This window comes from Thermaurantiacus tibetensis, assembly GCF_015354055.1.
Taxonomy (GTDB): Bacteria; Pseudomonadota; Alphaproteobacteria; order Sphingomonadales; family Sphingomonadaceae; genus Thermaurantiacus; species Thermaurantiacus tibetensis.
Map to the genome: position 1 here is coordinate 313,258 of NZ_JACHTM010000001.1, position 22,229 is coordinate 335,486.

General features: G+C 72.0%; 23 protein-coding genes and 2 tRNA genes. 14 read left to right on the plus strand and 11 right to left on the minus strand.

What is annotated here, in order from left to right; genetic code table 11:
• Positions 1-68: 68 nt before the first annotated feature.
• On the minus strand, positions 69-695 hold the full coding sequence (locus H3H34_RS01580; protein ID WP_194743511.1) for a hypothetical protein: 627 nt from the start codon (positions 693-695) through the stop codon (positions 69-71).
• Positions 696-809: 114 nt separating this feature from the next.
• On the opposite strand from H3H34_RS01580, the gene ispH reads away from it, so the two are divergent.
• The 7 genes from ispH to H3H34_RS01615 all read left to right on the plus strand — a co-directional run bounded on the left by ispH (position 810) and on the right by H3H34_RS01615 (position 5,595).
• Complete coding sequence (gene ispH / locus H3H34_RS01585) at positions 810-1,745, plus strand: 4-hydroxy-3-methylbut-2-enyl diphosphate reductase (RefSeq protein WP_235945233.1); 936 nt, start codon at positions 810-812, stop codon at positions 1,743-1,745.
• 24 nt (positions 1,746-1,769) lie between these two features.
• Positions 1,770-2,711, plus strand: a complete 942-nt coding sequence (gene thrB, locus H3H34_RS01590) for a homoserine kinase (protein ID WP_194743513.1) — start codon at positions 1,770-1,772, stop codon at positions 2,709-2,711.
• Positions 2,704-3,180, plus strand: coding sequence for a ribonuclease HI (gene rnhA / locus H3H34_RS01595; RefSeq protein ID WP_194743514.1), 477 nt, complete (start codon positions 2,704-2,706; stop codon positions 3,178-3,180). Before thrB ends, rnhA begins: the two co-directional genes overlap by 8 nt.
• Entirely contained in the window at positions 3,180-4,136 is a 957-nt protein-coding gene (locus H3H34_RS01600; protein ID WP_194743515.1) for a DUF808 family protein, read from the plus strand. Before rnhA ends, H3H34_RS01600 begins: the two co-directional genes overlap by 1 nt.
• Positions 4,137-4,192: 56 nt before the next feature.
• A complete protein-coding gene (locus H3H34_RS01605) occupies positions 4,193-5,191 on the plus strand; it encodes an NADP-dependent oxidoreductase (RefSeq protein ID WP_194743516.1) in 999 nt (332 codons plus the stop codon).
• Positions 5,192-5,286: 95 nt separating this feature from the next.
• Positions 5,287-5,363: transfer RNA gene (locus H3H34_RS01610), tRNA-His, on the plus strand.
• An 85-nt stretch (positions 5,364-5,448) separates the two neighbouring features.
• Entirely contained in the window at positions 5,449-5,595 is a 147-nt protein-coding gene (locus tag H3H34_RS01615) for a hypothetical protein (RefSeq protein WP_194743517.1), read from the plus strand.
• A gap of 42 nt (positions 5,596-5,637) precedes the next feature.
• On the opposite strand, the gene H3H34_RS01620 is transcribed toward H3H34_RS01615, so the two are convergent.
• Positions 5,638-6,357 carry a S24 family peptidase gene (locus H3H34_RS01620; RefSeq protein WP_194743518.1) on the minus strand — a complete coding sequence of 240 codons (720 nt, stop codon included), beginning with the start codon at positions 6,355-6,357 and terminating at the stop codon, positions 5,638-5,640.
• A 437-nt stretch (positions 6,358-6,794) separates the two neighbouring features.
• Here H3H34_RS01620 and H3H34_RS01625 point away from each other — a divergent pair, with 437 nt between their 5' ends.
• From H3H34_RS01625 to H3H34_RS01635, 3 genes are all read left to right on the plus strand, one after another.
• The gene (locus H3H34_RS01625) at positions 6,795-7,175 is read left to right on the plus strand and encodes a hypothetical protein (RefSeq protein WP_194743519.1); all 381 of its coding nucleotides are present in this window, start codon (positions 6,795-6,797) and stop codon (positions 7,173-7,175) included.
• Between the two features lie 141 nt (positions 7,176-7,316).
• A complete protein-coding gene (locus H3H34_RS01630; RefSeq protein ID WP_194743520.1) occupies positions 7,317-8,435 on the plus strand; it encodes an efflux RND transporter periplasmic adaptor subunit in 1,119 nt (372 codons plus the stop codon).
• Positions 8,432-11,524: an efflux RND transporter permease subunit gene (locus tag H3H34_RS01635; protein WP_194743521.1), complete on the plus strand. Its 3,093-nt coding sequence runs from the start codon at positions 8,432-8,434 to the stop codon at positions 11,522-11,524. The genes H3H34_RS01630 and H3H34_RS01635 overlap by 4 nt, the downstream gene beginning before the upstream one ends.
• A gap of 1 nt (position 11,525) precedes the next feature.
• On the opposite strand, the gene H3H34_RS01640 is transcribed toward H3H34_RS01635, so the two are convergent.
• The 5 genes from H3H34_RS01640 to H3H34_RS01660 are packed head-to-tail and all read right to left on the minus strand — an operon-like array spanning position 11,526 to position 17,005.
• A complete protein-coding gene (locus H3H34_RS01640; RefSeq protein WP_194743522.1) occupies positions 11,526-14,129 on the minus strand; it encodes a valine--tRNA ligase in 2,604 nt (867 codons plus the stop codon).
• A gap of 43 nt (positions 14,130-14,172) precedes the next feature.
• Positions 14,173-14,535 carry a DMT family protein gene (locus tag H3H34_RS01645; protein ID WP_328830946.1) on the minus strand — a complete coding sequence of 121 codons (363 nt, stop codon included), beginning with the start codon at positions 14,533-14,535 and terminating at the stop codon, positions 14,173-14,175.
• Positions 14,532-14,867 (minus strand): DUF2497 domain-containing protein, encoded by a 336-nt coding sequence (locus H3H34_RS01650; RefSeq protein WP_194743523.1) that lies wholly within the window; start codon positions 14,865-14,867, stop codon positions 14,532-14,534. The genes H3H34_RS01645 and H3H34_RS01650 overlap by 4 nt, the downstream gene beginning before the upstream one ends.
• Positions 14,864-16,300, minus strand: a complete 1,437-nt coding sequence (locus tag H3H34_RS01655) for a TolC family outer membrane protein (RefSeq protein WP_194743524.1) — start codon at positions 16,298-16,300, stop codon at positions 14,864-14,866. Before H3H34_RS01655 ends, H3H34_RS01650 begins: the two co-directional genes overlap by 4 nt.
• A 9-nt stretch (positions 16,301-16,309) precedes the next feature.
• Positions 16,310-17,005 carry a protein-L-isoaspartate O-methyltransferase family protein gene (locus tag H3H34_RS01660; protein WP_194743525.1) on the minus strand — a complete coding sequence of 232 codons (696 nt, stop codon included), beginning with the start codon at positions 17,003-17,005 and terminating at the stop codon, positions 16,310-16,312.
• 120 nt (positions 17,006-17,125) lie between these two features.
• On the opposite strand from H3H34_RS01660, the gene H3H34_RS01665 reads away from it, so the two are divergent.
• Positions 17,126-17,728, plus strand: coding sequence for a sugar phosphate isomerase family (locus H3H34_RS01665; protein WP_194743526.1), 603 nt, complete (start codon positions 17,126-17,128; stop codon positions 17,726-17,728).
• Between the two features lie 76 nt (positions 17,729-17,804).
• On the opposite strand, the gene H3H34_RS01670 is transcribed toward H3H34_RS01665, so the two are convergent.
• The 3 genes from H3H34_RS01670 to H3H34_RS01680 all read right to left on the minus strand — a co-directional run bounded on the left by H3H34_RS01670 (position 17,805) and on the right by H3H34_RS01680 (position 18,625).
• Positions 17,805-17,878: transfer RNA gene (locus tag H3H34_RS01670), tRNA-Cys, on the minus strand.
• A gap of 57 nt (positions 17,879-17,935) precedes the next feature.
• Positions 17,936-18,235 (minus strand): hypothetical protein, encoded by a 300-nt coding sequence (locus H3H34_RS01675; protein WP_194743527.1) that lies wholly within the window; start codon positions 18,233-18,235, stop codon positions 17,936-17,938.
• Positions 18,236-18,244: 9 nt separating this feature from the next.
• On the minus strand, positions 18,245-18,625 hold the full coding sequence (locus H3H34_RS01680; RefSeq protein ID WP_194743528.1) for a YkvA family protein: 381 nt from the start codon (positions 18,623-18,625) through the stop codon (positions 18,245-18,247).
• A 46-nt stretch (positions 18,626-18,671) separates the two neighbouring features.
• Here H3H34_RS01680 and dgcA point away from each other — a divergent pair, with 46 nt between their 5' ends.
• Positions 18,672-19,652, plus strand: coding sequence for an N-acetyl-D-Glu racemase DgcA (gene dgcA / locus H3H34_RS01685; RefSeq protein ID WP_194743529.1), 981 nt, complete (start codon positions 18,672-18,674; stop codon positions 19,650-19,652).
• A gap of 20 nt (positions 19,653-19,672) precedes the next feature.
• Entirely contained in the window at positions 19,673-20,947 is a 1,275-nt protein-coding gene (gene eno, locus H3H34_RS01690) for a phosphopyruvate hydratase (protein WP_194743530.1), read from the plus strand.
• 26 nt (positions 20,948-20,973) lie between these two features.
• Here the strand turns inward: eno and H3H34_RS13445 are convergent, their stop codons facing one another.
• Positions 20,974-21,645: a PEPxxWA-CTERM sorting domain-containing protein gene (locus H3H34_RS13445; RefSeq protein ID WP_235945235.1), complete on the minus strand. Its 672-nt coding sequence runs from the start codon at positions 21,643-21,645 to the stop codon at positions 20,974-20,976.
• A gap of 205 nt (positions 21,646-21,850) precedes the next feature.
• On the opposite strand from H3H34_RS13445, the gene H3H34_RS01700 reads away from it, so the two are divergent.
• Positions 21,851-22,213: an FtsB family cell division protein gene (locus tag H3H34_RS01700; RefSeq protein WP_194743531.1), complete on the plus strand. Its 363-nt coding sequence runs from the start codon at positions 21,851-21,853 to the stop codon at positions 22,211-22,213.
• Positions 22,214-22,229: the final 16 nt, after the last annotated feature.

The window sequence follows — 22,229 nt, forward strand, 5'->3', positions numbered from 1 at the left end:
CAGGGTGGGGAAATAGCCCGTTCGCGCGTCGGGCACAACGCACTGGCCCGGGGCGGCCGCAGCCGCCGTCAGCGCGCGACATTGTAGGCAAGGCTCGCGTCATCGAGCTGGAAGCCGACGAGGAACTCGAAGGTCGTCGCGCGGAGGGCGGCACGGACCAGCGGGTCAGACATCGGGTCGACGAGCGCGTCCGGGTCGCTCGGCCTGCGCTGGCGGGTGAGCCGCTCGACCACCTCGGGCGGAGGCGTGACGGCAGCGCGCGCGATCTCGGCGCGGGCCGCGCCGCGCCCCGCGCCCCGGAGCGACCCTTCGGCGAACGTGACCCGGACGGCGGTTGCCTGCTTGGCAACCAGCACGTTGCCGCCCTGGACGAGGCTCACGAACAGGGGCAGGTCGACGCTGCGCGCCGGAAGCTCGCCGGCAGAGCCAGCACGGCGCACCGCCGTGACGGTGAAGCCGACATCGGCCGTGACCAGCGCGTCCGAGGGCGTGCAGCGCGCCTCGACGTCGACGATCTGCGCCACGAAGTCGATCGCATCGGCGTCCCGGCTCTCCGGCGGGTTGAAGCGGGTCAGCTGGCCCACGTGGTTGGGGATGGCGACGGCCGGGCAGGGCGACCGTGTGACCTGGAGCGGGTTCCGCTGGCAGGCGGCGAGCGCGAGCAACACGAGGATCAGCAGAGGGGCAAGCCGCACGTCCGTTTCTCCACCCTTTCCCGCAGGCGTTCCTGCGGGTCGTGCCGGCACCCGGGCGGCAAACCTGACCGCGCCCGTCCTTGTTTTCCCGGCCCGATGGGCTATGGCAGGCCCATGGCCAGTCTCAAAGTCCTTGTCGCGGCCCCGCGGGGATTCTGCGCCGGAGTCGACCGGGCGATCCACATCGTCGAGCTCGCACTCGAGCGCTATGGCGTCCCAGTCTACGTCCGCCACGAGATCGTGCACAACAAGCACGTGGTGGACAGCCTGCGCGCCAAGGGGGCGATCTTCGTGAAGGAGCTCGACGAGGTGCCGGACGGCGCGACCGTCATCTTCTCCGCGCACGGCGTGCCCAAGACCATCCCAGCGCGTGCGACCGAGCGGGGCCTCTCCTGGCTCGATGCCACCTGCCCGCTCGTCTCGAAGGTCCATCGCCAGGCTGAACGCATGGTGCAGGCCGGGCGCCACATCCTCTTCGTCGGCCATGCCGGCCATCCGGAGGTGATCGGCACCTTCGGCCAGGTGCCCGAAGGCGTGATGACCCTCGTCGAGACGGTCGAGGATGCCGAAGCCGTCCAGCCGGCGGATCCCACCAACCTCGGCTTCCTCACCCAGACCACGCTTTCGGTCGACGACACGGCCGAGATCGTCGCCGTGCTGCGCCGCCGCTTTCCCGACATCGTGGGACCCCGCGGCGAGGACATCTGCTACGCCACCTCCAACCGCCAGGCGGCGGTCAAGGCCATCGCCGCCGACTGCGACCTCATGCTGGTGATCGGTGCGGAATACAGCTCGAACTCGCAGCGGCTGCGCGAGGTGGCCGAGCGCGAGGGCGCCCGCGCCTACCTCATCCAGACCGCGGGCGCGATCGACTGGGGCTGGTTCGACGGCGTCCGCACCGTCGGCCTGACCGCCGGCGCCTCGGCGCCGGAGATCCTCGTCCAGGAGGTGCTCGAGGCGATGCGGGCGCGCTTCGATCTCGAGATCGAGGAAGTGACGACCGCGGTCGAGGAAGTCACCTTCAAGCTGCCGCGCGAACTCGCCGCCTGAGCGCCCGGTCCAAGGGCGCGCCGGGTGGCCGTCTACACCGAGGTTCCGGCCGAGACGCTCGCGGCCTTCCTCTCGGGCTTCGACGTCGGAAGGCTTGTCGTGGCCAAGGGCATTGCCGAGGGCGTCTCCAACTCCAACTTCCTCGTCGAGACCACGGGCGGCCGCTTCATCCTGACGCTCTACGAGCGGCGGATCGATCCGGCCGACCTCCCGTGGTTCCTCGGGCTCATGGGGCATCTCGCCGCGCGGGGCCTCCCCGTGCCGCGCCCCGTGCCCGACCGGGAGGGACGGGTGCTCCATCGCCTGGCCGGCAGGTGCGCAGCCCTCGTCGAGTTCCTGCCCGGAGTCTCGGTGACCGAGCCGACCGTCGCCCAGTGCCGGGCCGCGGGCGAGGCGCTTGCCCGGCTCCACCTTGCCGCCGAAGGCTATCCGCCGACGCGGCCGAACCGCCTCGGGCTCGGCTTCGCCCGCGAGGCGGCGGCCGCGCTTGGGGCACGGCTCGATTCGCTGGACGCCGGTCTTGGCGCGACCGTGCAGGAGGCGCTTTCCGCCGTGGAGGCCGGCGTGCCCCCTGACCTTCCGGTCGGCATCGTGCACGCCGATCTCTTCCCTGACAACGTGCTCTTCCTCGGCGAGCGGGTCTCCGGTCTCATCGATTTCTACTTCGCCTGCGCCGACCGGCTCGCCTATGATCTCGCCGTGCTGCGCGTCGCCTGGAGCTTCTCGGCAGATGGCGCCCGCTTCCTCCCCGACCGCGATCGGGCGCTGGTTGAGGGCTATGCACGCATGCGGCCGCTTGCGCCGGCGGAGGCGCAGGCGCTGCCGGCGCTTTCGGCACTCGCGGCGCTCCGCTTCCTTCTCACCCGTGCGCTCGACTGGTTCGAGGTTGACCCCGGCCCGCTCGTGGCACGGAAGGACCCGCTCGCCTTCGCGCGGCGGCTCGCTCACGTCCTTGCAAATGGCTGAACCGAGCGCCCCGCCACCGCGCCCGCGCGTGCTCATCGCGACGGATGGCGCCTGCCGGGGCAATCCGGGTCCGGGCGGCTGGGCAGCCATCCTGCGCGCGGGGGAGGTGGAGCGCGAGCTGAGCGGCGCCGAGCGGCTCACCACCAACAACCGCATGGAACTGACGGCGGCGCTCGAGGCGCTGCGGGCGCTCACGCGCCCGGCCGAGGTCCTGCTCGAGACCGACAGCCGCTACCTCGTCGACGGCATGACCCGCTGGCTCCAGGGCTGGCAGCGCAACGGCTGGAAGACGGCCGACCGCAAGCCGGTCAGGAACGCCGATCTCTGGCAGGCGCTCGCCGCGACGGCCGCCCCGCACTGCGTTCGCTGGGTGTGGGTGCGGGGCCATGCGGGCCACCCGCTCAACGAGCGCGCCGACCGGCTGGCCAACGCTGCGATCGATGCCATGCTCGCCCGCGAGGCGGCCTGATGGCCTCGGGCCTCCTCGCCCTCCTCGATGATGTCGCCATGATCGCCCGGATGGCGGCGGCCTCGGTCGACGACGTGGCAGCCGCGGCCGCCCGCGCGACCGGCAAGGCCGCCGGCGTGGTCGTCGACGATGCCGCCGTCACGCCGCGCTACGTCTCGGGGTTTGCACCCGAGCGCGAGCTCCCCCTCATCTGGCGGATCGCGAAGGGCTCGCTCAGGAACAAGCTCCTCTTCCTCATGCCCGGCTTCCTGCTCCTGGCGGCCGTGCTGCCGTGGGCGCTGGCTCCGCTTCTCATGCTGGGCGGCGCCTATCTCTGCTTCGAGGCCGCCGAGAAGATGCTCGAGAAGCTGGGGCTCGGCCATCATGAGGGGGAAGTCTCGCGGCCGACCGCGGTCGACCGCGCCGCGCAGGAGAACGCGATGGTGGCAGGCGCAGTCCGCACCGACCTCATCCTGTCGGCCGAAATCCTCGCGATCGCGCTTGGCACGCTCGAGCAGGTCTCGCTGGCCACCAAGGCGGCCAGCCTCGCCGTCGTGAGCCTTGCCGTCACGGCCGGCGTCTACGGCTTCGTCGCGCTGCTCGTGAAGATGGACGATGTTGGCCTGCGGCTTGCGGCGACCGGCCACCCCCTCGGCGCCGGGGCCGGGCAGCTCCTCGTGCGTGGAATGCCCGCGCTTCTCGGTCTTCTCTCCGTCCTCGGCATCGCTGCCATGGCCTGGGTGGGCGGCGGGATCATCCTCCACGGGCTCGAAGCGACCGGCGTGCTGGTTGTGCTTCCGCACCTGGTCCATGGGCTCGCCCATGCCGCTGGAGAAGCCGCCGGCGCGCTTGCCGGAGCGGTCGAATGGCTGGCTGGGGCCGCGCTCTCGGGTCTCCTCGGGCTTGCGCTGGGGCTTGCGATTGTCGGCGTCCTTTTCGGCGTGCGGGCGTTGCGGCCGGCGGCGGCGTCGCACTGAGCGGCACGCTTGCCTTTCCTGCGGCCGTGCCTATCGGGGTGAGAGGGGAGGAGACGATGCGCGCACGCGAGATCCGGCTGCGGCGCCGGCCGCAGGGCCTGCCGGTGGAGGAAGACTTCGAGCTCGCGGAGGTGGAGGTGCCGGCGCCCGGGCCGGGCGAGGTGCGGGTGCGCAATCGCTTCCTCTCGGTTGACCCCTACATGCGCGGGCGCATGGTGGACCGCGCCAGCTACATCCCGCCGTTCGCGCTCGGTCGTGCGCTCGAGGGGGGCGCCATCGGCGAGGTCGTCGACAGCGGCGACCCGGCCTTCGCTCCCGGGGACATGGTGCAGTCCATGTGGGGCTGGCGCGAGGCCTTCACGGCACCCGCCCGCTCCCTGACCCGGCTCGAGGTGCCGCCCGGCGTGCCTCCGCAGGCGTTTCTCGGCGTCCTCGGCATGCCGGGGCTGACCGCCTGGGCCGGCCTTCTCGAGATCGGCCAGCCGAGGCCCGGCGAGACGCTCTTCGTTTCGGGCGGCGCGGGGGCCGTCGGCTCCCTCGTTGCCCAGCTCGGCAAGACGCGCGGCTGCCACGTGGTGGCCACTGCCGGAAGCGACGCGAAGTGCGCCTGGCTGCGCGAAGCCGGCGTCGATGCTGCCATCAACTACCGCAGCTGCGGCAGCCTGCGCGAGGCGGTGAAGGCAGCGGCCCCGCGCGGGATCGACATCTACTTCGACAATGTCGGCGGCGAGCACCTCGAGGTGGCGCTCGACCTCGCCAATCCCTTCGCCCGCTTCGTCGAGTGCGGCATGATTGCAGCCTACAACGCGACCGAGCCTCCGCCGGGGCCGCGCAACCTCATCCTGCTGATCGGCAAGTCTCTCAAGATGCAGGGCTTCATCGTGACCCAGTTCCAGCATCTGGCCGAGGCCTTCCGCGCCGAGATGGTCGCCCGCCTCGCCGACGGCTCGATCCGCTGGCAGGAGACCATCGTCGACGGCCTTGCCAGCGCGCCTTCGGCCTTCCTCGGCCTGTTTACCGGTGCCAACATGGGGAAGATGCTCATCCGGCTCTGACGGACGCGGAGCGGCCGGCGGGTCGGCCGTGCCTTGACGCCCTCGGGCCGCTGGCGCATGGGGTGCCAGGGCCAGAGCTGCCGGCAGCGGCCGTGGCGATCGTAGCTCAATCGGTTAGAGCACTGGTTTGTGGTACCAGGGGTTGCGGGTTCGAGTCCCGTCGATCGCCCCACCCCCGGCGCGATCCTCGGAGGGTTCGTGCCGAAGAGCGCCAGGCGGCGGGAGCCGCGTGGAACGGCACGGAGGAAGCGAAGCGGGTGGATCGGGGCTATGGGGTGCTGCTTCTCGTCGGCCTTCTCCTCGGCGTGGCGGCGGGCATTGCGCTTGGGGAGCCTTCGGCGGGCGCCGTGATCGGCCTTGGCTCCGGAGCTCTCCTTGCGGTCGCGCTCCGCGCGCGGGGGTGACGGCAAGACAGGCGGGGTCGCCGACCGCGCGGCGTGCGCGGCTCACGGGAGCTTCCGGCCGATCCAGACGATCCGCCCCAGCACCTTGAGCGACGCCGCGTCGCAATCCGGGTAGCTTGCATAGGCCGGGTTGTCGGCGAGCAGCGAGAGACGCCGCGTGACGGGGTGGACCGTGACCCGGCGGATGCTGAACCCGCCGTCGCACGCGAAGGCGTAGATGCCGTCGCGCAAGGGGGCTACGTCATCCGTGTCGACGAGGAGCTGGTCGCCAGGCAGCAGGCTCGGGCTCATCGCATCCCCTTCGACCCGGAGTGCCGAAAGCGCGCCGAGCCGGCCCGAGCCGATCTGGCGGGCGAACCCTGTTTCGAACGCGAGCGCGGCACTTCCTATAGGAGAGTCCTTTTGCCGGCGTGGGGCCAGATAGGGAATGAGGACATAGTCGCGCAACGCCGCGGCCTCGTCCTCGCCGCTTCCTCTCGCTTCCGCGGCCGCCGAGAGCAGAACGCGCCGGTTGCGCGCCTCGTTCGCGCCGACATCGGGGGCAGGGCCGCCGGGCGGACCACCCAGCTCTTCCTCGCTCACGCCGAAATACTGGGCGAGCAGACGGCGGTCGCGCTCGCCCAGCGCGCGCGGAACGCCGCGCTTGATGAACTGCTGGATATAGGCCGGATTGCGGCCGAGCAGGCGGGAGACGGCCAGATAGTCCGTGCCCCTCGCGCGGATCAGCTCGTCCAGGCGCCGGCGAACCTCGTCTCCCGTCAATCGCCGGGACCTCCTCTCCTGATCCGCGCGAACCCCTGTCTACCATCATTTTCCCCCTAGACTAGTAGGAAATAGCCTATCAAAGTCTTCCTATCGATTCGGGATGGCGCGGAGGGCCCTGGTCGCGGGGCCAGCCCGAAACGGCATGGGGTCGACAAAGGGAGTGCACGCGCCATGTCGTTGCTGAGCCAGATCGAGGCCTGCCTGAAGCTGACCCGTCTGCCGCCGTCGCGATTCGGGCGGGATGCCGTATCGGACCCCCGAATCGTGCATGACCTGCGGCGGGGTCGCCAGCCCGGCGAGCGGATGGAACGCCGTCTGCGGGCGCACATGACGCGGGTGCTCGCGGCCCATCAGGCCCGGGGCGCGGACGCACCCGCCGCGTCGAGGCGGCGCGGGCGGCCCCCTGCGGTTCGGCCCGAGGGGGAGGTGAGGCCGTGGGGGGCGTTTCGTCTGCACCGCAGCGTGCGCTCATCGCCGCCATCCGTGGCGCGATCGGCGAGGACCAGTGGTTCGACCGGTGGGGCCGCGAGGAAGGCGCCCAGCCCTTCTTCGCGATCCGCGGCTTCGACAGCGAGCCGTGGGCAAGCCTGACCTTCACCGGCGTGCGCCACAGCCTTGCTCTCAGGCTTGCCGGACCGGTCGAGAAGGTGGAGGCGGCCTGGGACCGCATAGAGGCGCTGCTCGTCGCTGCGGACTTTGCGCTTGCAGGCCACTTCCTGGCCGACTTCGCCATCGGCGAGAAGCAGGGAGAAATCCACCCCGACGGCACGATGACGCTTTCGGTCGAGCTGGAGGCGCTGACCATCGCCGAATGATTCTGGATGATTCTGGTTGAAGCCAGGCTTCGTCCGCAGGAACTGAGGCTGACTCAGAGTCCGCTGGAAGCGCGCGCCCGACCGCGCTAGGCAACGGCATCCGGACGGGAGGTGCCGATGCCGGCACGGAAGGCGCGGGGCGTGGAGGCACGACGCGGCGGGGCAGGGGGCCTGTCCGCTGCCCGCCCTGCCCTTGCCCTGCTGCTCGCGGCGCTCGCGGCCTGTGGCGCCGAGCCCGAGGCCTCTGCCCCGCATGCACCGGGCGAAGGCGCGCGCGCCGCCGCCGGCGCGGAGGGTGTGAGCGTGCGCCTGTTCGAGGTTGGCGCTCCTGCCGCACCGCAGCCGGTGCGCGCGGCGGGAACGGTCCGCATCCGCCGCGAGACTCCGCTGGCCTTCTGGACGGCCGGCGTGGTTGCCCGGCTCGACCCGCGCGAGGGCGACCGGGTGGCGCGCGGCACGCTGCTCGCCGCGCTCGACACGCGGACGCTCGACGCCGAGGTCGCAGCAGCCGGGGCCGACCTCGCGCGCGCCCGCGCCGAGCGCGAGCGGATGCGGGCGCTGCTTGCCCAGGGGTGGGTGCCGCGCGCCCGGGTCGAGGCCGCGGAGGCGGCGGAGGGGGTGGCCGCGGCCGCCCTCGAGCGCGCGCGGTTCGCGCGGCGCAACGCGACGATCGTGGCACCCGCCGAGGGCATCATCCTCGCCCGCCGGGCCGAGCCCGGCCAGACGGTGGCCGCGGGCGAACCGGTTCTCGTGCTCGGCGAGCGCCGATCGGGCTTCGTCATGCAGGTGGCGCTCGCGCCCGCCGAGGCAGCGGGGCTGGCAGTGGGCACGCCGGTCAGCATCACGTTTGCCGACGGCGTCGCGCCGGCGATGGCTGGCCGCATCCTCGAGATCGGCGGCCGGGCCGACCCGCGGACTGGCACCTTCCGGATCGAGGTGTCGCTCCCCGATCACCCGGCGCTGCGCTCGGGCCAGCTCGGCGAGGTCGAGATCCCCCGGCCCGCTGCGGCCTCGGCGCGCGCGCCCCTCGTCGTGCCGGCGACCGCGCTCTTCGCCGCCCGTGCGGGGGAGGGCTTTGTCTGGCGGCTCGACCCGGCGAGCGGCACTGTCCGGGCGACGCTCGTCCGCGTCGGCGCGGTCACGGCCGACGGGGTCGTCATCGAGGCCGGCCTCGCGCCTGGCGACCGCATCGTCCTGACCGGGGTCGACCGGCTGACCGAGGGGGCGCGGGTGAGGGTTTCCGCCGGGCCGCGCGCATGAACCGGCTCGTGGCCTTCGCGATCGAGCGATGGCAGGTGACGCTCGTTGCCTTCGCGCTGCTGGCTGCGCTCGGCATCCAGGCCTTCCTCGCCATCCCCCGTTCGGTTGACCCGCACTTCAAGGTGCCGGTGGTCTCCATCGTCGTGATCCAGCCCGGCGCGGATGCCGCCGACATGGAGCAGGCGGTGGTGAAGCCCATCGAGGACGTGCTCTCGGGGCTGGACAACGTGGACGAGATCCTCTCGCGCGCGACCGACGGGCAGGCGGTCATCAACGCCGAGTTCGGCTGGGACAGCGACCCTGACCGCAACTATGACGAGGCCGTCCGCGAGGTGAACGCCATCCGCGCCTCCCTGCCGGCGGGGATCCGCTCCCTCGAGTTCCGGCGCTTCCGCACCACCGAGGCCGTCGTCGCCCAGTATGCGCTCGTCTCCGGGACCGCCTCGGACCGCCGCCTCGAGAAGATTGGCCGGGACCTGCGCGAGGCCTTCCAGCGGGTGCCCGGCGTGCGCACCGCGACCGTCTGGGGTCTGGCGCGCCCGGAAGTCCGGGTGACGGTCGATCTCGGCCGCCTCAGGGAGCTCGGCATCCCGGTGACGGCAGTGACCGACGCGCTCGCCTCATCGGGCGCCGATCTCCCGCCCGGGGCCGTCCGCTCCGGCGAGCAGCGGTTCAACCTGAAGGCGGGCGGCGCCTTCCGCTCGCTCGCCGAGGTGGCTGCGGTTCCGATCCGCGCCGAGGACGGGCGGGCCGTGACCGTGGGCGACGTGGCGGAGGTGGCCTGGGCTGCCGACGAGCGTGCCCACGTGACGCGCTTCAACGGCGAGCGCGCCATCTGGGTGACGGCGACCCAGAAGGACAATGTGAACGTGCTCGACGTCGAGCGCGGGCTGGCCGAGGCGGCCGGGCGCTACCGGAGCCAGTTGCCACCCGACGTCGCGCTGGCGCGCGCCTTCGACCAGAGCCAGGATGTCCGCGCCAAGCTCGGGATCCTCGCGCGCGACTTCTCGATCGCGCTCTTCCTCGTGCTGCTCACGCTGCTGCCGCTCGGCCCGCGCGCCTCGCTCATCGTGATGGTCTCGATTCCGCTCAGCCTGGCGATCGGCGTGCTCGTCGTCTCGCTGCTCGGCTACACGCTGAACCAGATCGTCATCACCGGCTTCATCGTCGCGCTCGGCCTGCTGGTCGACGACTCGATCGTCGTCGTCGAGAACATCGCCCGCCACCTGCGCATGGGCTACAGCCGGGCGGCAGCGGCGCTTGCCGGCACCCAGCAGATCACGGTGGCCGTGATCGGCGCGACGGCGGTGCTCATCTTCGCCTTCCTGCCGCTGACCGCGCTGCCCGAAGGCGCCGGCAAGTTCACCCGCGGGCTTCCCGTTGCCGTCATCGCGACCGTTGCCGCCTCGCTCCTCGTGTCGCTCACGATCATCCCCTTCCTTGCCTCGCGCCTTCTGGCCCGCGATTCCGACCCGGAAGGCAATGCGGTGCTCCGCGCGGTGCAGGCCGGGATCCACCGTTTCTACCGGCCCATCCTCCACCGCGCGCTGGCCTGGCCCCGCACCACGCTCGCCGCCGCCATGGCGCTCTGCCTTGCCGCCTTCGGCCTCGTGCCGCTGCTGGGCACCAGCCTGTTCCCGCCGGCGGACGCGCCCTATTTCCTCGTCGAGATCGAGGCGGCCGAGGGCGCGGACACGGTGCAGACGCTCCGCGCTGCCGAGCATGTGGACCGCCTGCTCGCGGCCGAGCCGGCCATCGTCAACCGGATGCTGAACGCCGGCCGCGGCAACCCGCAGATCTTCTACAACGTCCGCGAGGTCGAGCAGCGCGCGTCGATCGGGGTCGTGGCCGCCACGCTCGAGCGCTGGGACCCGGAGGAGGGGCCGGCGCTTATTGCGCGGCTGCGCGCCGCGTTCGAGGCCTATCCCGACGCCCGGATCTCGGTGCGCCCGTTCCAGAACGGCGCGCCCGTCAATGCGCCCATCGAGTGGTTCGTGACCGGGCCAGACCTCGACGTGCTTAAGCGCCTGTCGCGCGAGGTGGAGCAGGCCATCCGGGCGACGCCTGGCGCGCGCGACGTGCGCAACCCCTTCGGCTTCGACCGGCTCGACCTCGACCTCGGGCTCGATTCCGACCGGGCGGCGCTGCTTGGGGTTGCGCCGGCCGCTGCGCGCCGCGTGACCCGGCTGGCGCTCGCGGGCGAAGTGGCGGGCCGCTTCCGCGACGAGGAGGGCGACAGCTTCGATGTGGTGGTCCGCGTGCCGGGTGCGGGAAGCGGGGTGCCAGGCGCGCTCCACGCCGTGGATGTCCTGCAGCAGGTCCAGGTGCCGACGCTCGCCGGCGCCGCCGTGCCGCTGACCGCCGTTGCCACGCCGAAGCTCACCTCCGGCCCGCCGTCGATCAGCCGCTACCGGAAGGAGCGGAGCGCGGTCGTCACGGCCAATGTCGAGCCGGGCGCGCTCAGCACGCGGGTCAACGCCGCCATCGCCGAGGCGCTCGGCCGGATCGCGCTGCCGCCCGGCTACCGGATCGTGCCCGGCGGCGAGGCGCGTGCCGCCGCCGAGAGCTTCGGCGGGCTCTACGGGCTTGCGCTGCTTGCCGTCTTCGGCGTGTTCGCCGTGCTCGTCATCGAGTTCGGCCGGTTCCGCGAGACGCTGGTGGTGGCGGGCGTCATTCCGCTTGGCATGTTCGGCGGGCTCATCGCCCTGTTCCTCACCGGCAATTCGCTATCCTACACCGCCGTCATCGGCTTCGTCGCCCTCATCGGGATCGAGATCAAGAACTCGATCCTCCTTGTCGACTTCACCACCCAGCTGCGCGCGCAGGGGGTGGAGCTCCGCGAGGCGGTGGAGCGAGCAGGGGAGGTCCGCTTCCTGCCGGTGCTGCTCACCTCGGTCACGGCGATCGGCGGGCTCATGCCGCTCGCGCTTTCCGGCATTGCCCTCTACGCGCCGCTCGCCTGGGTCATCATCGGCGGGCTCGTCTCTTCCACCCTGCTCTCGCGGGTGGTGACACCGGTCATGTATCTCCTGATCGTGCGCGGCCACCCTGAGGCGCGGCCGCAGCCGCTTCCGGCGCCCGCCGAATAGCTCAGCCGAGCCGGGCGAGGGCGGCGCGCAGCCGTTCCGCCTCGGCCAGGCGGGCGGCATGGTCCGCCCGCGCCTTCTCGACCGCCTCGGGCTTCGCGCGGGCGAGGAAGCCGGGGTTCGCGAGCCGGCCGGCGAGCCCCTCTGCCTCGCGCTCGGCGGCTTCGGCCGCGCGGGCAAGGCGGGCCCGCTCGGCCGCCAGGTCGATCACCTCGCCAAGGGGCAGGGCGTAGGTCTCGCCGGCGACGACGAGCTGGGCGATGCCGGGCCCCGCCGGCGGCGCGAAGGCGAGCGCCGAGACCCGCGCCAGCCGCTCGAGCGCCGGCAGATGGCGGGCAAGGCGCGCTTCGATTGCAGGCGGCGCGTGGAGCGGCAGCCGGGCGGCAGGGGGCACGTTGAGCTCGGTCCGCGCCGAGCGGATCGCCGAGACGAGCTCGATGAGCCAGGTGATCTCGTCGGCCGCATCCGACGGCGCGACGGCGAACGCGGGCCAGGGGGCGAGGATGAGATCGGTGTGCCGCTGCCCTTGCGCGTGCCAGAGCTCCTCGGTCAGGAAGGGCATGAAGGGGTGGAGCGCCTTCAGAAGCTGGTCGAGCACGAAGCCCGCGGTCGCCCGCGTCTCGGCCGCCGCGGCGCTGCCATCGGCGAGCAGGGGCTTCGCGAGCTCGAGGTACCAGTCGCAGAAGCGGCTCCAGGTGAAGTGGTAGAGGGCGTCGGCGGCCTGGTCGAAGCGGAAGGCCTCGAGGCTTGCGGTGACCGCGCGGACCATGGCGGCGGCCTCGCCGAGGATCCAGCGGTTGACCGGGTGGGCGGCCGCCGGCGGCGCCTCGCTGCCCGCGCCGATGCCCTGGGCTTGGGCGAACCGCACCGCGTTCCACAGCTTGGTCGCGAAGTTGCGGTAGCCTTCCACCCGCTTCTCGTCGAGCTTCACGTCCCGGCCCTGGCTCTCGAGCGCGGCCAGGGTGAAGCGCACGGCATCGGCCCCGTAGCGGTCGACGAGGACGAGGGGGTCGATGGCGTTGCCCTTCGACTTCGACATCTTGGCGCCCGCGGCGTCGCGCACCAGGCCATGGCAGTAGACGGTGCGGAACGGGACGTCGCCGGTGAAGTGCAGGCCCTGCATCATCATGCGGGCCACCCAGAAGAAGATGATGTCGAAGGCGGTCACCAGCACGTCGCCGGGATAGTGGCGGGCAAGATCGGGGGTGGCCTCCGGCCAGCCGAGTGTCGCGAATGGCCACAGCGCCGAGGAGAACCAGGTGTCGAGCACGTCCTCGTCCTGCCGGAGCGGAACGCCCGGCCCGGCCTTCGCCTGCGCCTCGGCCTCGCTCTCGGCCACGATCACCGTGCCGTCGGGCGTGTACCAGGCCGGGATGCGGTGGCCCCACCAGAGCTGGCGCGAGACGCACCAGGGCTGGATGGAGTCGAGCCACTGGAAGTAGGTCTTCTCCCAGCTTGCCGGCACGAAGCGGGTCCGCCCCGTGGCCACGGCCTCGCGCGCGGCCTTCGCAAGCCTGCTCGCGTCCACGAACCACTGGTCGGTGAGGAAGGGTTCGATGACGGCACCCGAGCGGTCGCCGTGCGGCACCTGCACGCGCTTCTCCTCCACCCGCTCGAGGAGGCCGAGCGCTTCCAGGTCGGCGACCACCCGCCGCCGCGCCTCGAACCGGTCGAGCCCGCGGTAGGGCTCGGGAACGGAATCGTTCAGCGTGCCGTCGGGGTTCAGGATGTTGATCCAGCCGATCTCGCGGTGGCGCTCGTAGACGGCCCAGTCGTTGAAGTCGTGGGCGGGCGTGATCTTGACGGCACCGGTGCCGAGCTCGGGATCGGCCCAGTCGTCCGCGATGACCGGGAGCTGCCGGCCGGTCAGCGGGTGGGCGACGCGCCGTCCGACGAGGTGGCGGAAGCGGTCGTCCTCGGGGTGGACGGCGACTGCGGTGTCACCCAGCATGGTCTCGGGCCGAGTGGTGGCAACGACGAGGTGACCGGAGCCATCGGCGAGCGGATAGCGCAGGTGCCAGAAGTGGCCGTTCACCTCGCGGTTCTCGACCTCCAGGTCGGAAATGGCGGACTGGAACTGCGGATCCCAGTTCACCAGCCGCTTGTCGCGGTAGAGGAGGCCCTCGGCGTGGAGCTGCACGAACACGCGGGTGACGGCCCGGGCATAGGCCTCGTCCATGGTGAAGCGTTCGTTCGCCCAGTCGCAGCTGGCTCCCAGCCGCCGCATCTGCCGGGTGATGGCCCCGCCCGACTCCGCCTTCCACGCCCAGACGCGGGCAAGGAACGCCTCGCGCCCGAGCCCTTCGCGGCTGAGGCCTTGGCCGGCGAGCGTGCGCTCGACGACCATCTGCGTCGCGATCCCGGCGTGGTCGGTGCCGACCACCCAGCGCGCATCATGGCCCTGCATCCGCTTCCAGCGGACGAGGATGTCCTGGAGCGTCTGGTTGAGGGCGTGGCCGATGTGGAGCGTGCCGGTGACGTTGGGCGGCGGCAGCACGATGGTGAACGGGCGGGCTTCGGGGCGGGCCGGACGGAAAGCGCCTGTCCGCTCCCAGTGGGCATACCAGCGGGCCTCGATCGGGCCGGGGTCGAACGTCTTCTCGAGCATTGCGGCAGCGCCCTAGCGGCTGCGCACCGAGCGCGGAAGCAGGCTAGGAGCCTTTGCCCACGATGAGGACGGCGGCCACCACCATGAGCGCGAAGCCGGCGAGCTGCCGCAGGCTGATGCCCTCCCCGAGCCAGAGCGTGGAGACAAGGAAGAAGGTGGTGATCGAGAGTGTTTCCTGGATGCCCTTCAGCTGCGGCGCGGTGAAGACCTGGTGGCCGATGCGGTTGGCCGGCACCTGGAGCGCATATTCGAAGAAGGCGAGGCCCCAGGCGGCGACCACCACGAGGGCGAGCGGCGCCGAAGCGAAGCGGAGGTGGCCGTACCAGGCGATGTTCATGATGATGTTGGAGCCCGTCAGCAGCAGCACGGCGACGAGCTGCGGCGGCAGGGCCGGAAGGGCGTTCACTTGCCGCCCGTCAGCCGGCGGATCTCGTCCGCGGCGAGCTTCTGGACGATCTCGGGCAGGTGGGCGGCCAGCCAGGCCTCGACCTGCGGGCGGATGAGGTCGGCGAGGAACTCCTCGACCGTCTTGTCCGAGGGGGGCAGGTTGGCGCGCAGCGGCCGGGGCGCGGGCTGAGCGGGGAGCGGCGGCGCGACCGGCTGGGCTGGAGCGTCTTCGGCGGCCTCCGTGCCAGGTGCGGGCGCCGCGCCGGAGACGCTCGCGCGGATCGACTCGAGGATGGCGGCGAGGTTGGGGTCGAGCCCCTGGCCGCCCCCCTTGCCGCCTCCCGCCGTCATCTTGCGCTCCGGATGCCGGGCGGAGGTGGCGGCAGCGGTTCCGGCTCGGGTGCACCCGGGGGCCGGTTGCGGGCGCGGTCGCGCCGCGGGTCGGGGTCGGCGCGGAACTCGCGCCAGCTGCGGTCGACGCGCCGGAAGTTCGCCGCCGGATCATAGGCGGGGCCGTCGAGCCCGGGTGCCACGAGCTTGGCCTGCCCGGTCACCTGCAGCAGGCGGTAGCCGGCGACATAGCGGTCGCGCTCGGCGCGGACCAGCGCCACCCGCGCGTTGAGCAGTTCCTGCTCGGCGTTCAGCACCTCGATGATGTCGCGGCTGCCCACCAGATTCTCCTGCCTGACCCCCTCTGCGGCGAGCGCGTTGGCGTCAATCGCCACCCGGGCCGAGCGGATCACGGATTCGGCCACGCTCAGCACCACGAAGGCGTTGGTCGCGCCCTCCACGACCGCGCGCGTCGTCGCCTCGATCGTCTCGAGGGCCTGGCTCTGCGCGGCCTCGGCCTGCCGCGTCCGGGCCGAGATGAGGCCCGAGGTCATGAGCGGGATCGACATGGTGACGCCGATGCGGCCGGTGAGGCCATCGACCTGGAAGGGGGCAAGCGGCCCGCCGTTGATCGCCTGGTAGGCGATGGTCGAGGTGACGGAGGCCTGGCCGAACCGCTCGCGCCGCGCCGCGGTGACGCTCGCTTCGCCGGCCGCTTCGTCGAAACGGGCGGCAAGGAGATCGGGGTTGCGGTCGAGCGCCGTCTCCCGCGCAGCCTCTGCGGTTTTCGGCATCTCCGGAAGCTCGGGGAGCGGCGCGAGCGTGCCGGGGAGCTGGCCCACGAGGCGGCGGTAGGCCTGCTCGGCGCGCTGCGCCTCGCCCTCGGCGGCGGCGAGCGCCGCCCGCGCATTCTCAAGCCTTGCCTGGCTCTGCGCCACGTCGGTCCGGGTGAGGTCGCCAACCTCGAACCGGTCTGACGAAGCGCGGAGCTGCTCGCTCAGCACGCGCACCTGGTTCCGGTTGAGCTCCACCTCGGCGCGCGTGGCGAGCACATCGGCATAGGCGGCCACCGTATCGGCGATGATGCGGTTCTCGAGCGCCGCGAGGCGCTGCCGGGCCGCCGCGACCCGCGCGTCGGCCGCGCGGATTTCCGCCTGTACACGGCCGCCGGCCCAGACCGGCTGGGTGATCCGGACGCCGGCGGTCGTCGACCGGCCGAAGTCGTTCAGCTGGTCGTCGAGATCCTGCGAGAAGTTGATCGTGCCATCGACGCGCGGCCGCATGCCCACGCGCGCAATGGGGAGCGCCTCGTCCACCTGGCGCAGCGAGGCCCGTGCCGCGGCAAGCTCCGGGTTGGTCGCGTAGGCGGCGGCGATCGCGTCGGCGAGCGTCTCGGCGTGGACCGGCGTGTGCGCGGCGGCAAGGCTGGCAAGGGCGAGGGGGAGGAAGCGCATCACGACCTTTCAGAAGCGGAATGTCCGGGGGAGGGTGAAGCCCGGGAGGATGGGCGCCGGACATTCGGCAACATAGTCCCACGAGATATAGGGCCGTGCGCCCTCGGGGTCCGAGGCCTCGGGCCGCACCGCCACCCCCCGGGCCACTCGGTGGACTCCGTCCTGCCCGGCGAGGATTGCCGCCACCCGACCTGCCGGCGCGAGCTGGCCCGCGATCGCGTCGGGCACATGCTCGACGGCGCCGTCGAACAGCACCCGGTCATAGGGCGCGGCCTCCGGCCAGCCCTGGGGAAGAGGGCCCTCCGCCACCGAGACGTTTGGCCAGGCGCCAAGGAGGGACCGCGCGCGGGCTGCCAGCGTCGGCTCGGACTCGAGCGCGACGACGCGCGCGCCAAGCTCGGCCAAGAGCGCCGCCGTGTAGCCGGTGCCGGCGCCGACCAGCAGCACGGAAGCCCCCTCGGGCACGTCTGCCGCAGCGAGCAGGCGTGCGGTTGCGAGCGGGGTTGGCATCCAGCGCCCTGCACCCATGGGCTGGACGGTCTCCGCATAGGCCATGGACTGGCGCCCCGAGGTGACAAAGGCCTCGCGCGGCACCCTGCGGAACGCCTCCACCAGCCGGTGATCGACGATCCCGCACGGCATGAGCTGGCTTTCGATCATGGCGAGACGGGCGCGCGCCAGGGGCTCGGCTGCAACGGATGCCAAGGTTCATCCTTCGTTCGGGGCGCGCTTGCACGCACGCCGGCGGCCTAGTAGCGCCGCCCTGCGCGGGTGCCAAGCCGCCGGTCGGGCCGGACCGGGAGGCACCGCGGGGCGGGAGGGGCGATGGCAACCGCGGACGACATCGAGTGGTGGGAGCATCCTGATCCTGTCGCCATGGCCGGCGAGATTGCCGGAGATGTGGCGTTCCTCGTCGGCCAGGCGGTCGAGGGGCATGGGCGGGCGCTCCTTGCCCTGCCGCCGGGGGAGGGTGCCGTGCCGCTGCTCGCCGCCCTCTTCCAGGAACATGCCCCGTGGGATCGGGTGACGCTCGTGCCCACGCACGGCACCTTCGTGGCCGAGACGACAAGGCTTGCAGCCCGCGCCGGAGCGACCGCGTTGTTGCTCGATGCAGCGAGCCCGCCGGCGCTGCCCCTCGACCTCGCATGGCTTGCGGTCTCGCCGCGGGGGGACATTGGCGGGATCGCGCCCGGCGCCGGCCTGCGCGAGGCGCTGACGTCTCCGCACCCGGTGGTTCATGGCCCGCAGGGCGCATGCCTTTCGGCTTCCGCGCTCCATTCGGCGCGGGCGCTCATCGTCTCGGCCGTGGGTCATGCAGAGCGGAAGATGCTTGAGGAGGCGATCGCCGACGGCGCCGGCTCGCGCTTTCCGGCCGGCCGGTTCCTCGCCGAGGCCGATCAGGCAATCGATCTCCACTGGTGCCCCTGACGCGGCTGCCCGGGCCGGGGTCGGAGGCGTTCCGCTTTCAGGCCGGCGGAGGCTCCGCGCCCCACCTGCGCCGCGGTGGAGGCCCGAGCCGGAATCGAACCGGCGTATACGGATTTGCAGTCCGCTGCGTCACCACTCCGCCATCGGGCCGCCCGCTGCGGAGGTCACCGCCTAGCGGCGCGGGCACGCGCGTGCAAGCGCCAGGTCTCACGGGTGGGCGCGGATGTGCGCGGCGATCTCGTCGAAGAATCGCTCCAGCTGGTGCAGCACGTTGGCCTTGAACGCGTAGTTCACGTCTGCCGAGTTCGAGTCGATGATGGTCGACTCGTCCACCTTCTCCGAATAGGCGTTGGCCAGGCTCTGCACATAGGCAGGGGTGAGCTCGATGTGGCCGCGTTCGGCCAGCATGCGCAGCTGCACCACCATCATCTGCCGGACCAGCATCTCGAGCGTGGTGATGCGCGCCACCACCACCACCGGGTCGAGCTCGATCTGTTCCTCGGGCATCGGCGGCTCCTACCAGTAGCGCAGCAGAACGAGCTGCAGGATGACGAGGCCCCCGAGCCACAGGCCGCCGACGATCCAGGCGCCGGCCCGGCTGACGGGCCTTGCCGCTGCCGCATCCGCCGCGGCGCGGAACTCCGCTGCAAGCGGCCTTGGCACGAGCCGGAGCGCAAGCCCGAGCCCGAGGGGGACGATGACGAGGTCGTCAAGAAGGCCCAGCACGGGCACCACGTCGGGAATGAGGTCCACAGGCGAAAGCGCATAGGCGGCCGCGAGTCCGCCGAGAAGCTTCGCTGCAACCGGCGTGCGCGGATCGCGCGCGGCAAGCCACAGGAGGTGCGCATCGCGGGCAAGGCGCCTGCGGACGCGCGCGAGCCATCCCTCGTCCGGCATGGGCGGCACCCTAGCGGCATCCGCGGCCAGCGGCTAGGCCGCCCGGGTGCGCCAGCTCCTCGCCCAGGTCGAACGCTTCCCCACGCGCCGGCCGTTCGTCATCGCCCGGGCCACGAAGACGCATGTCGACGTGGTGACGGTCACGCTTCGTGACGGGCCGCACGCCGGGCGCGGCGAGGGCACGCCGATCGACTATCGGGGCGAGGATTGCGCCTCAGCGCTCGCGGCGATCGAGGCGGTGCGCGGCGAGGTCGAGGCCGGCGCGGGCCGGGCCGACCTCCTCGACCTCCTGGGCCCTGGCGCTGCGCGCAACGCGCTCGATGCCGCGCTCTGGGATCTCGAGGCCAAGGCGAGCGGCGTGGCCGTCTGGCAGCGCATCGGCCTGCCGCCGCCGCGGCCGCTTCTCACGGCCTTCACCATCAGCCTTGGCGAGCCGGCTGCCATGGCCGAGGCCGCCCGGGCCGTTGCCGGGCGGGAGCTGCTGAAGCTGAAGCTCGGCGGCGAGGGGGATCTCGACCGCGTCCGTGCCGTGCGCCAGGCGGCGCCGGCCGCCCGGCTTATCGCGGATGCGAACCAGAGCTGGGCAGGTCTTGACGTCGAGGCGCTCTGCCATGGCCTTCACGCGCTCGGGGTCGAGCTCGTCGAGCAGCCGCTGCCCGCCGGCCAGGATGCGGAGCTCGCCCATGTGCGGAGCCCGGTGCCGCTGGCCGCCGACGAGAGCGTCCACGACTGCGCCTCTCTCGACGCCATCGTCGGCCGCTACCGCATGGTCAACGTCAAGCTCGACAAGGCCGGCGGGCTCACCGAGGGGCTGGCGCTCATCCACGCAGCGCAGCAGCGCGGGCTTGGCGTGATGGTGGGCTGCATGCTCTCGACCTCGCTCGGCATCGCGCCGGCCTTCCTCGCCGCCATGCATGCCTCCCATGCCGACCTGGACGGCCCCCTGCTACTCGCCGAGGACCGCGCCCACCCCCTTGCATTCTCGGGCTCCGACGTTCACCCGCCCGACCGCGCCCTCTGGGGCTGACCAACCGAACGGGAGGCGGGATGACGGCAATCGTCGACCTGGTGGCACGCGAGATCCTCGACAGTCGCGGCAACCCCACGATCGAGGTTGACTGCCATCTCGAGGATGGCTCCATGGGCCGCGCCGCCGTGCCCTCGGGCGCCTCCACCGGCGCCCACGAAGCCGTGGAGCGGCGCGACGGCGACAGGGGACGTTACCTTGGCAAGGGGGTGAGGAAGGCCGTCGAGGCCGTGCACGGCGAGATCTCGGACGCCGTGACCGGCCTCGACGCCGAGGACCAGGAGGAGGTGGACTCGGCGCTCGTCGCGCTGGATGGCACGCCCAACAAGGCGCGGCTCGGCGCGAACGCCATCCTCGGCGTCAGCCTCGCGGTCGCCAAGGCTGCAGCGGAAGCGCGCGGGCTGCCGCTCTACCGCTACGTAGGCGGCACGTCGGCGCGGATCCTGCCGGTGCCGATGATGAACATCATCAACGGCGGCGCGCATGCCAACAACGGGCTCGATTTCCAGGAATTCATGGTGATGCCGGTGGGCGCGCCGAGCTTCGCCGAAGGGCTGCGCTGGGGTGCGGAGATCTTCCATGCGCTGAAGGCCATCCTCCACGGCCGGCAGCTTTCGACCGCGGTGGGGGACGAGGGCGGCTTCGCGCCGCCCGTCGCTGGCGCGCGCGCGGCACTCGACCTCGTCATGGAGGCAATCGCAGCAGCCGGATTCCGCGCCGGGGAGGAGGTGGCGCTCGCGCTCGACTGCGCGGCAACCGAGTTCCACCGCGATGGCGCCTATCACTGCGACGGGGAGGCGCGGACGCCCGAGAGCATGGCTGCCTTCCTCGCCGGGCTTGTCGCCGACTATCCCATCGTCTCGATCGAGGATGGCATGGCCGAGGATGACTGGGCCGGCTGGAAGGCCCTGACCGAAGCGCTCGGCGGCCGGGTGCAGCTGGTGGGGGACGACCTCTTCGTCACCAACCCGGCCCGGCTTGCGGACGGGATCGCGAAGGGCGTGGCGAACGCGATCCTCGTCAAGGTGAACCAGATCGGGACGCTTTCGGAGACGCTGGAGGCCGTGCGGATGGCGCACATGGCGAGCTATCGCGCGGTCATGTCCCACCGCTCGGGCGAGACCGAGGATGCCACCATTGCCGACCTCGCGGTCGCGACCGGCTGCGGGCAGATCAAGACGGGATCGCTGTCGCGCTCGGACCGGCTGGCGAAGTACAACCAGCTGCTCCGGATCGAGCAGGAGCTGGGGCCAGTGGCGCGCTATGCCGGCCGGCAGGCGCTGCGGGCGGCCTGAGCCGCCCGCAGGCCGGGAGATCGCGGTCAGGCGGTTGCGGTCTCGCGCCGGCGCCGGGCCATGGCGCCGACGAGGCCGAAGCCGGCGATCATCATTGCCCAGGTGCCGGGCTCGGGGATGACGCCGCCGCCGCCGCCGGGCACGCTCCACTGGATCGAGAGGAAGCCGGACTGCCAGATGCCGTCCCAGTCCGCGAAATAGTCGTTGAAGGTCTCGAAGAACTCGAGCCGCAGCAGGCCATCGGCATCGACATTGAAGTTGAGGCCGAGGCCGACGAGATCGACGATGCCGCCGCTCGAATAGGTCTCGAGGCCGGGGAAGTTGTCGAGAAAGCCGGGCGTCAGGAAGACGTCATAGACCGAGCTGGTGCCGCCGAAGGAGACGACCATTTCGGAAAGCCAGCTCGGTGAGTCGGCAAAGAGCGTCACGTCCCAGCCGATGCCGATGACGCTGGCGTTCGGCGCGAGCAGGATGGTGTAGACCTCGTTCAGCGGATCCCCGAGCAGCTCCATGCTGTAGATGCCCGCCACGTTGAAGTTGGTGACGGTGATGACGGTGCTGGCCGGTTCCGCGGCCGGCAGGTTCGCGGCCACGAAGCCCTTGGCGGGCGTGATCGCGGCGCTGGCTGGTGCCGCGAACAGGGCCGCGGCGGCGAGCCCCGCGGCAAGACCGTGGCGGACAAGAACGGACGACATCATGATGTTCCCCTCACTGTTTGGGGCTGCGACCTGCCACGGCCGGAACGCCCCCGTTTGCACCCCGTTGCAGCCCGGTTCACCCGAGCGCAACTGCCGGAGGCTTTCAGAGAATTCAGATGAATGCAAGCGCCAATCTGGCTGGAAGCCGAATCCGGGGCGCGCCCTCCCACTTGACGCCGGGCGTTTCGTCTGATTCGGAACCGTCATGGACGGCACGGTCATCGGCAGGCTTGCGCGTCGCGCGCTCGTCCCCGTCCTCTGCCTGGCCGTCGGCAGCTATTTCCTCGCCCATGCCTTCACCGGCCCGTCTGGCGTCCTGGCGCTGGAGGGTCTTCGCGCGGAGCGGGCGAGGCTCGAGGCCGAGCAGGCCCGGCTCGAGGCGGAGCGGGACGCGCTCGCGGGCCGGATTGCCCTCCTTGACCCCAGTGGCGCGGACCCGGATCTGGCCGATGAGCTCGTGCGGCGGCACCTTGGCGTCGTTCGGCCCGACGAGCTCGTCGTCCCGCTGCCGCCCGCCCCCGCGGACGGCGGCGCGGGCGGGGTGGGAGAGCCATCGCCCGGCGGTTGAAACGCGGGGAGGAGCG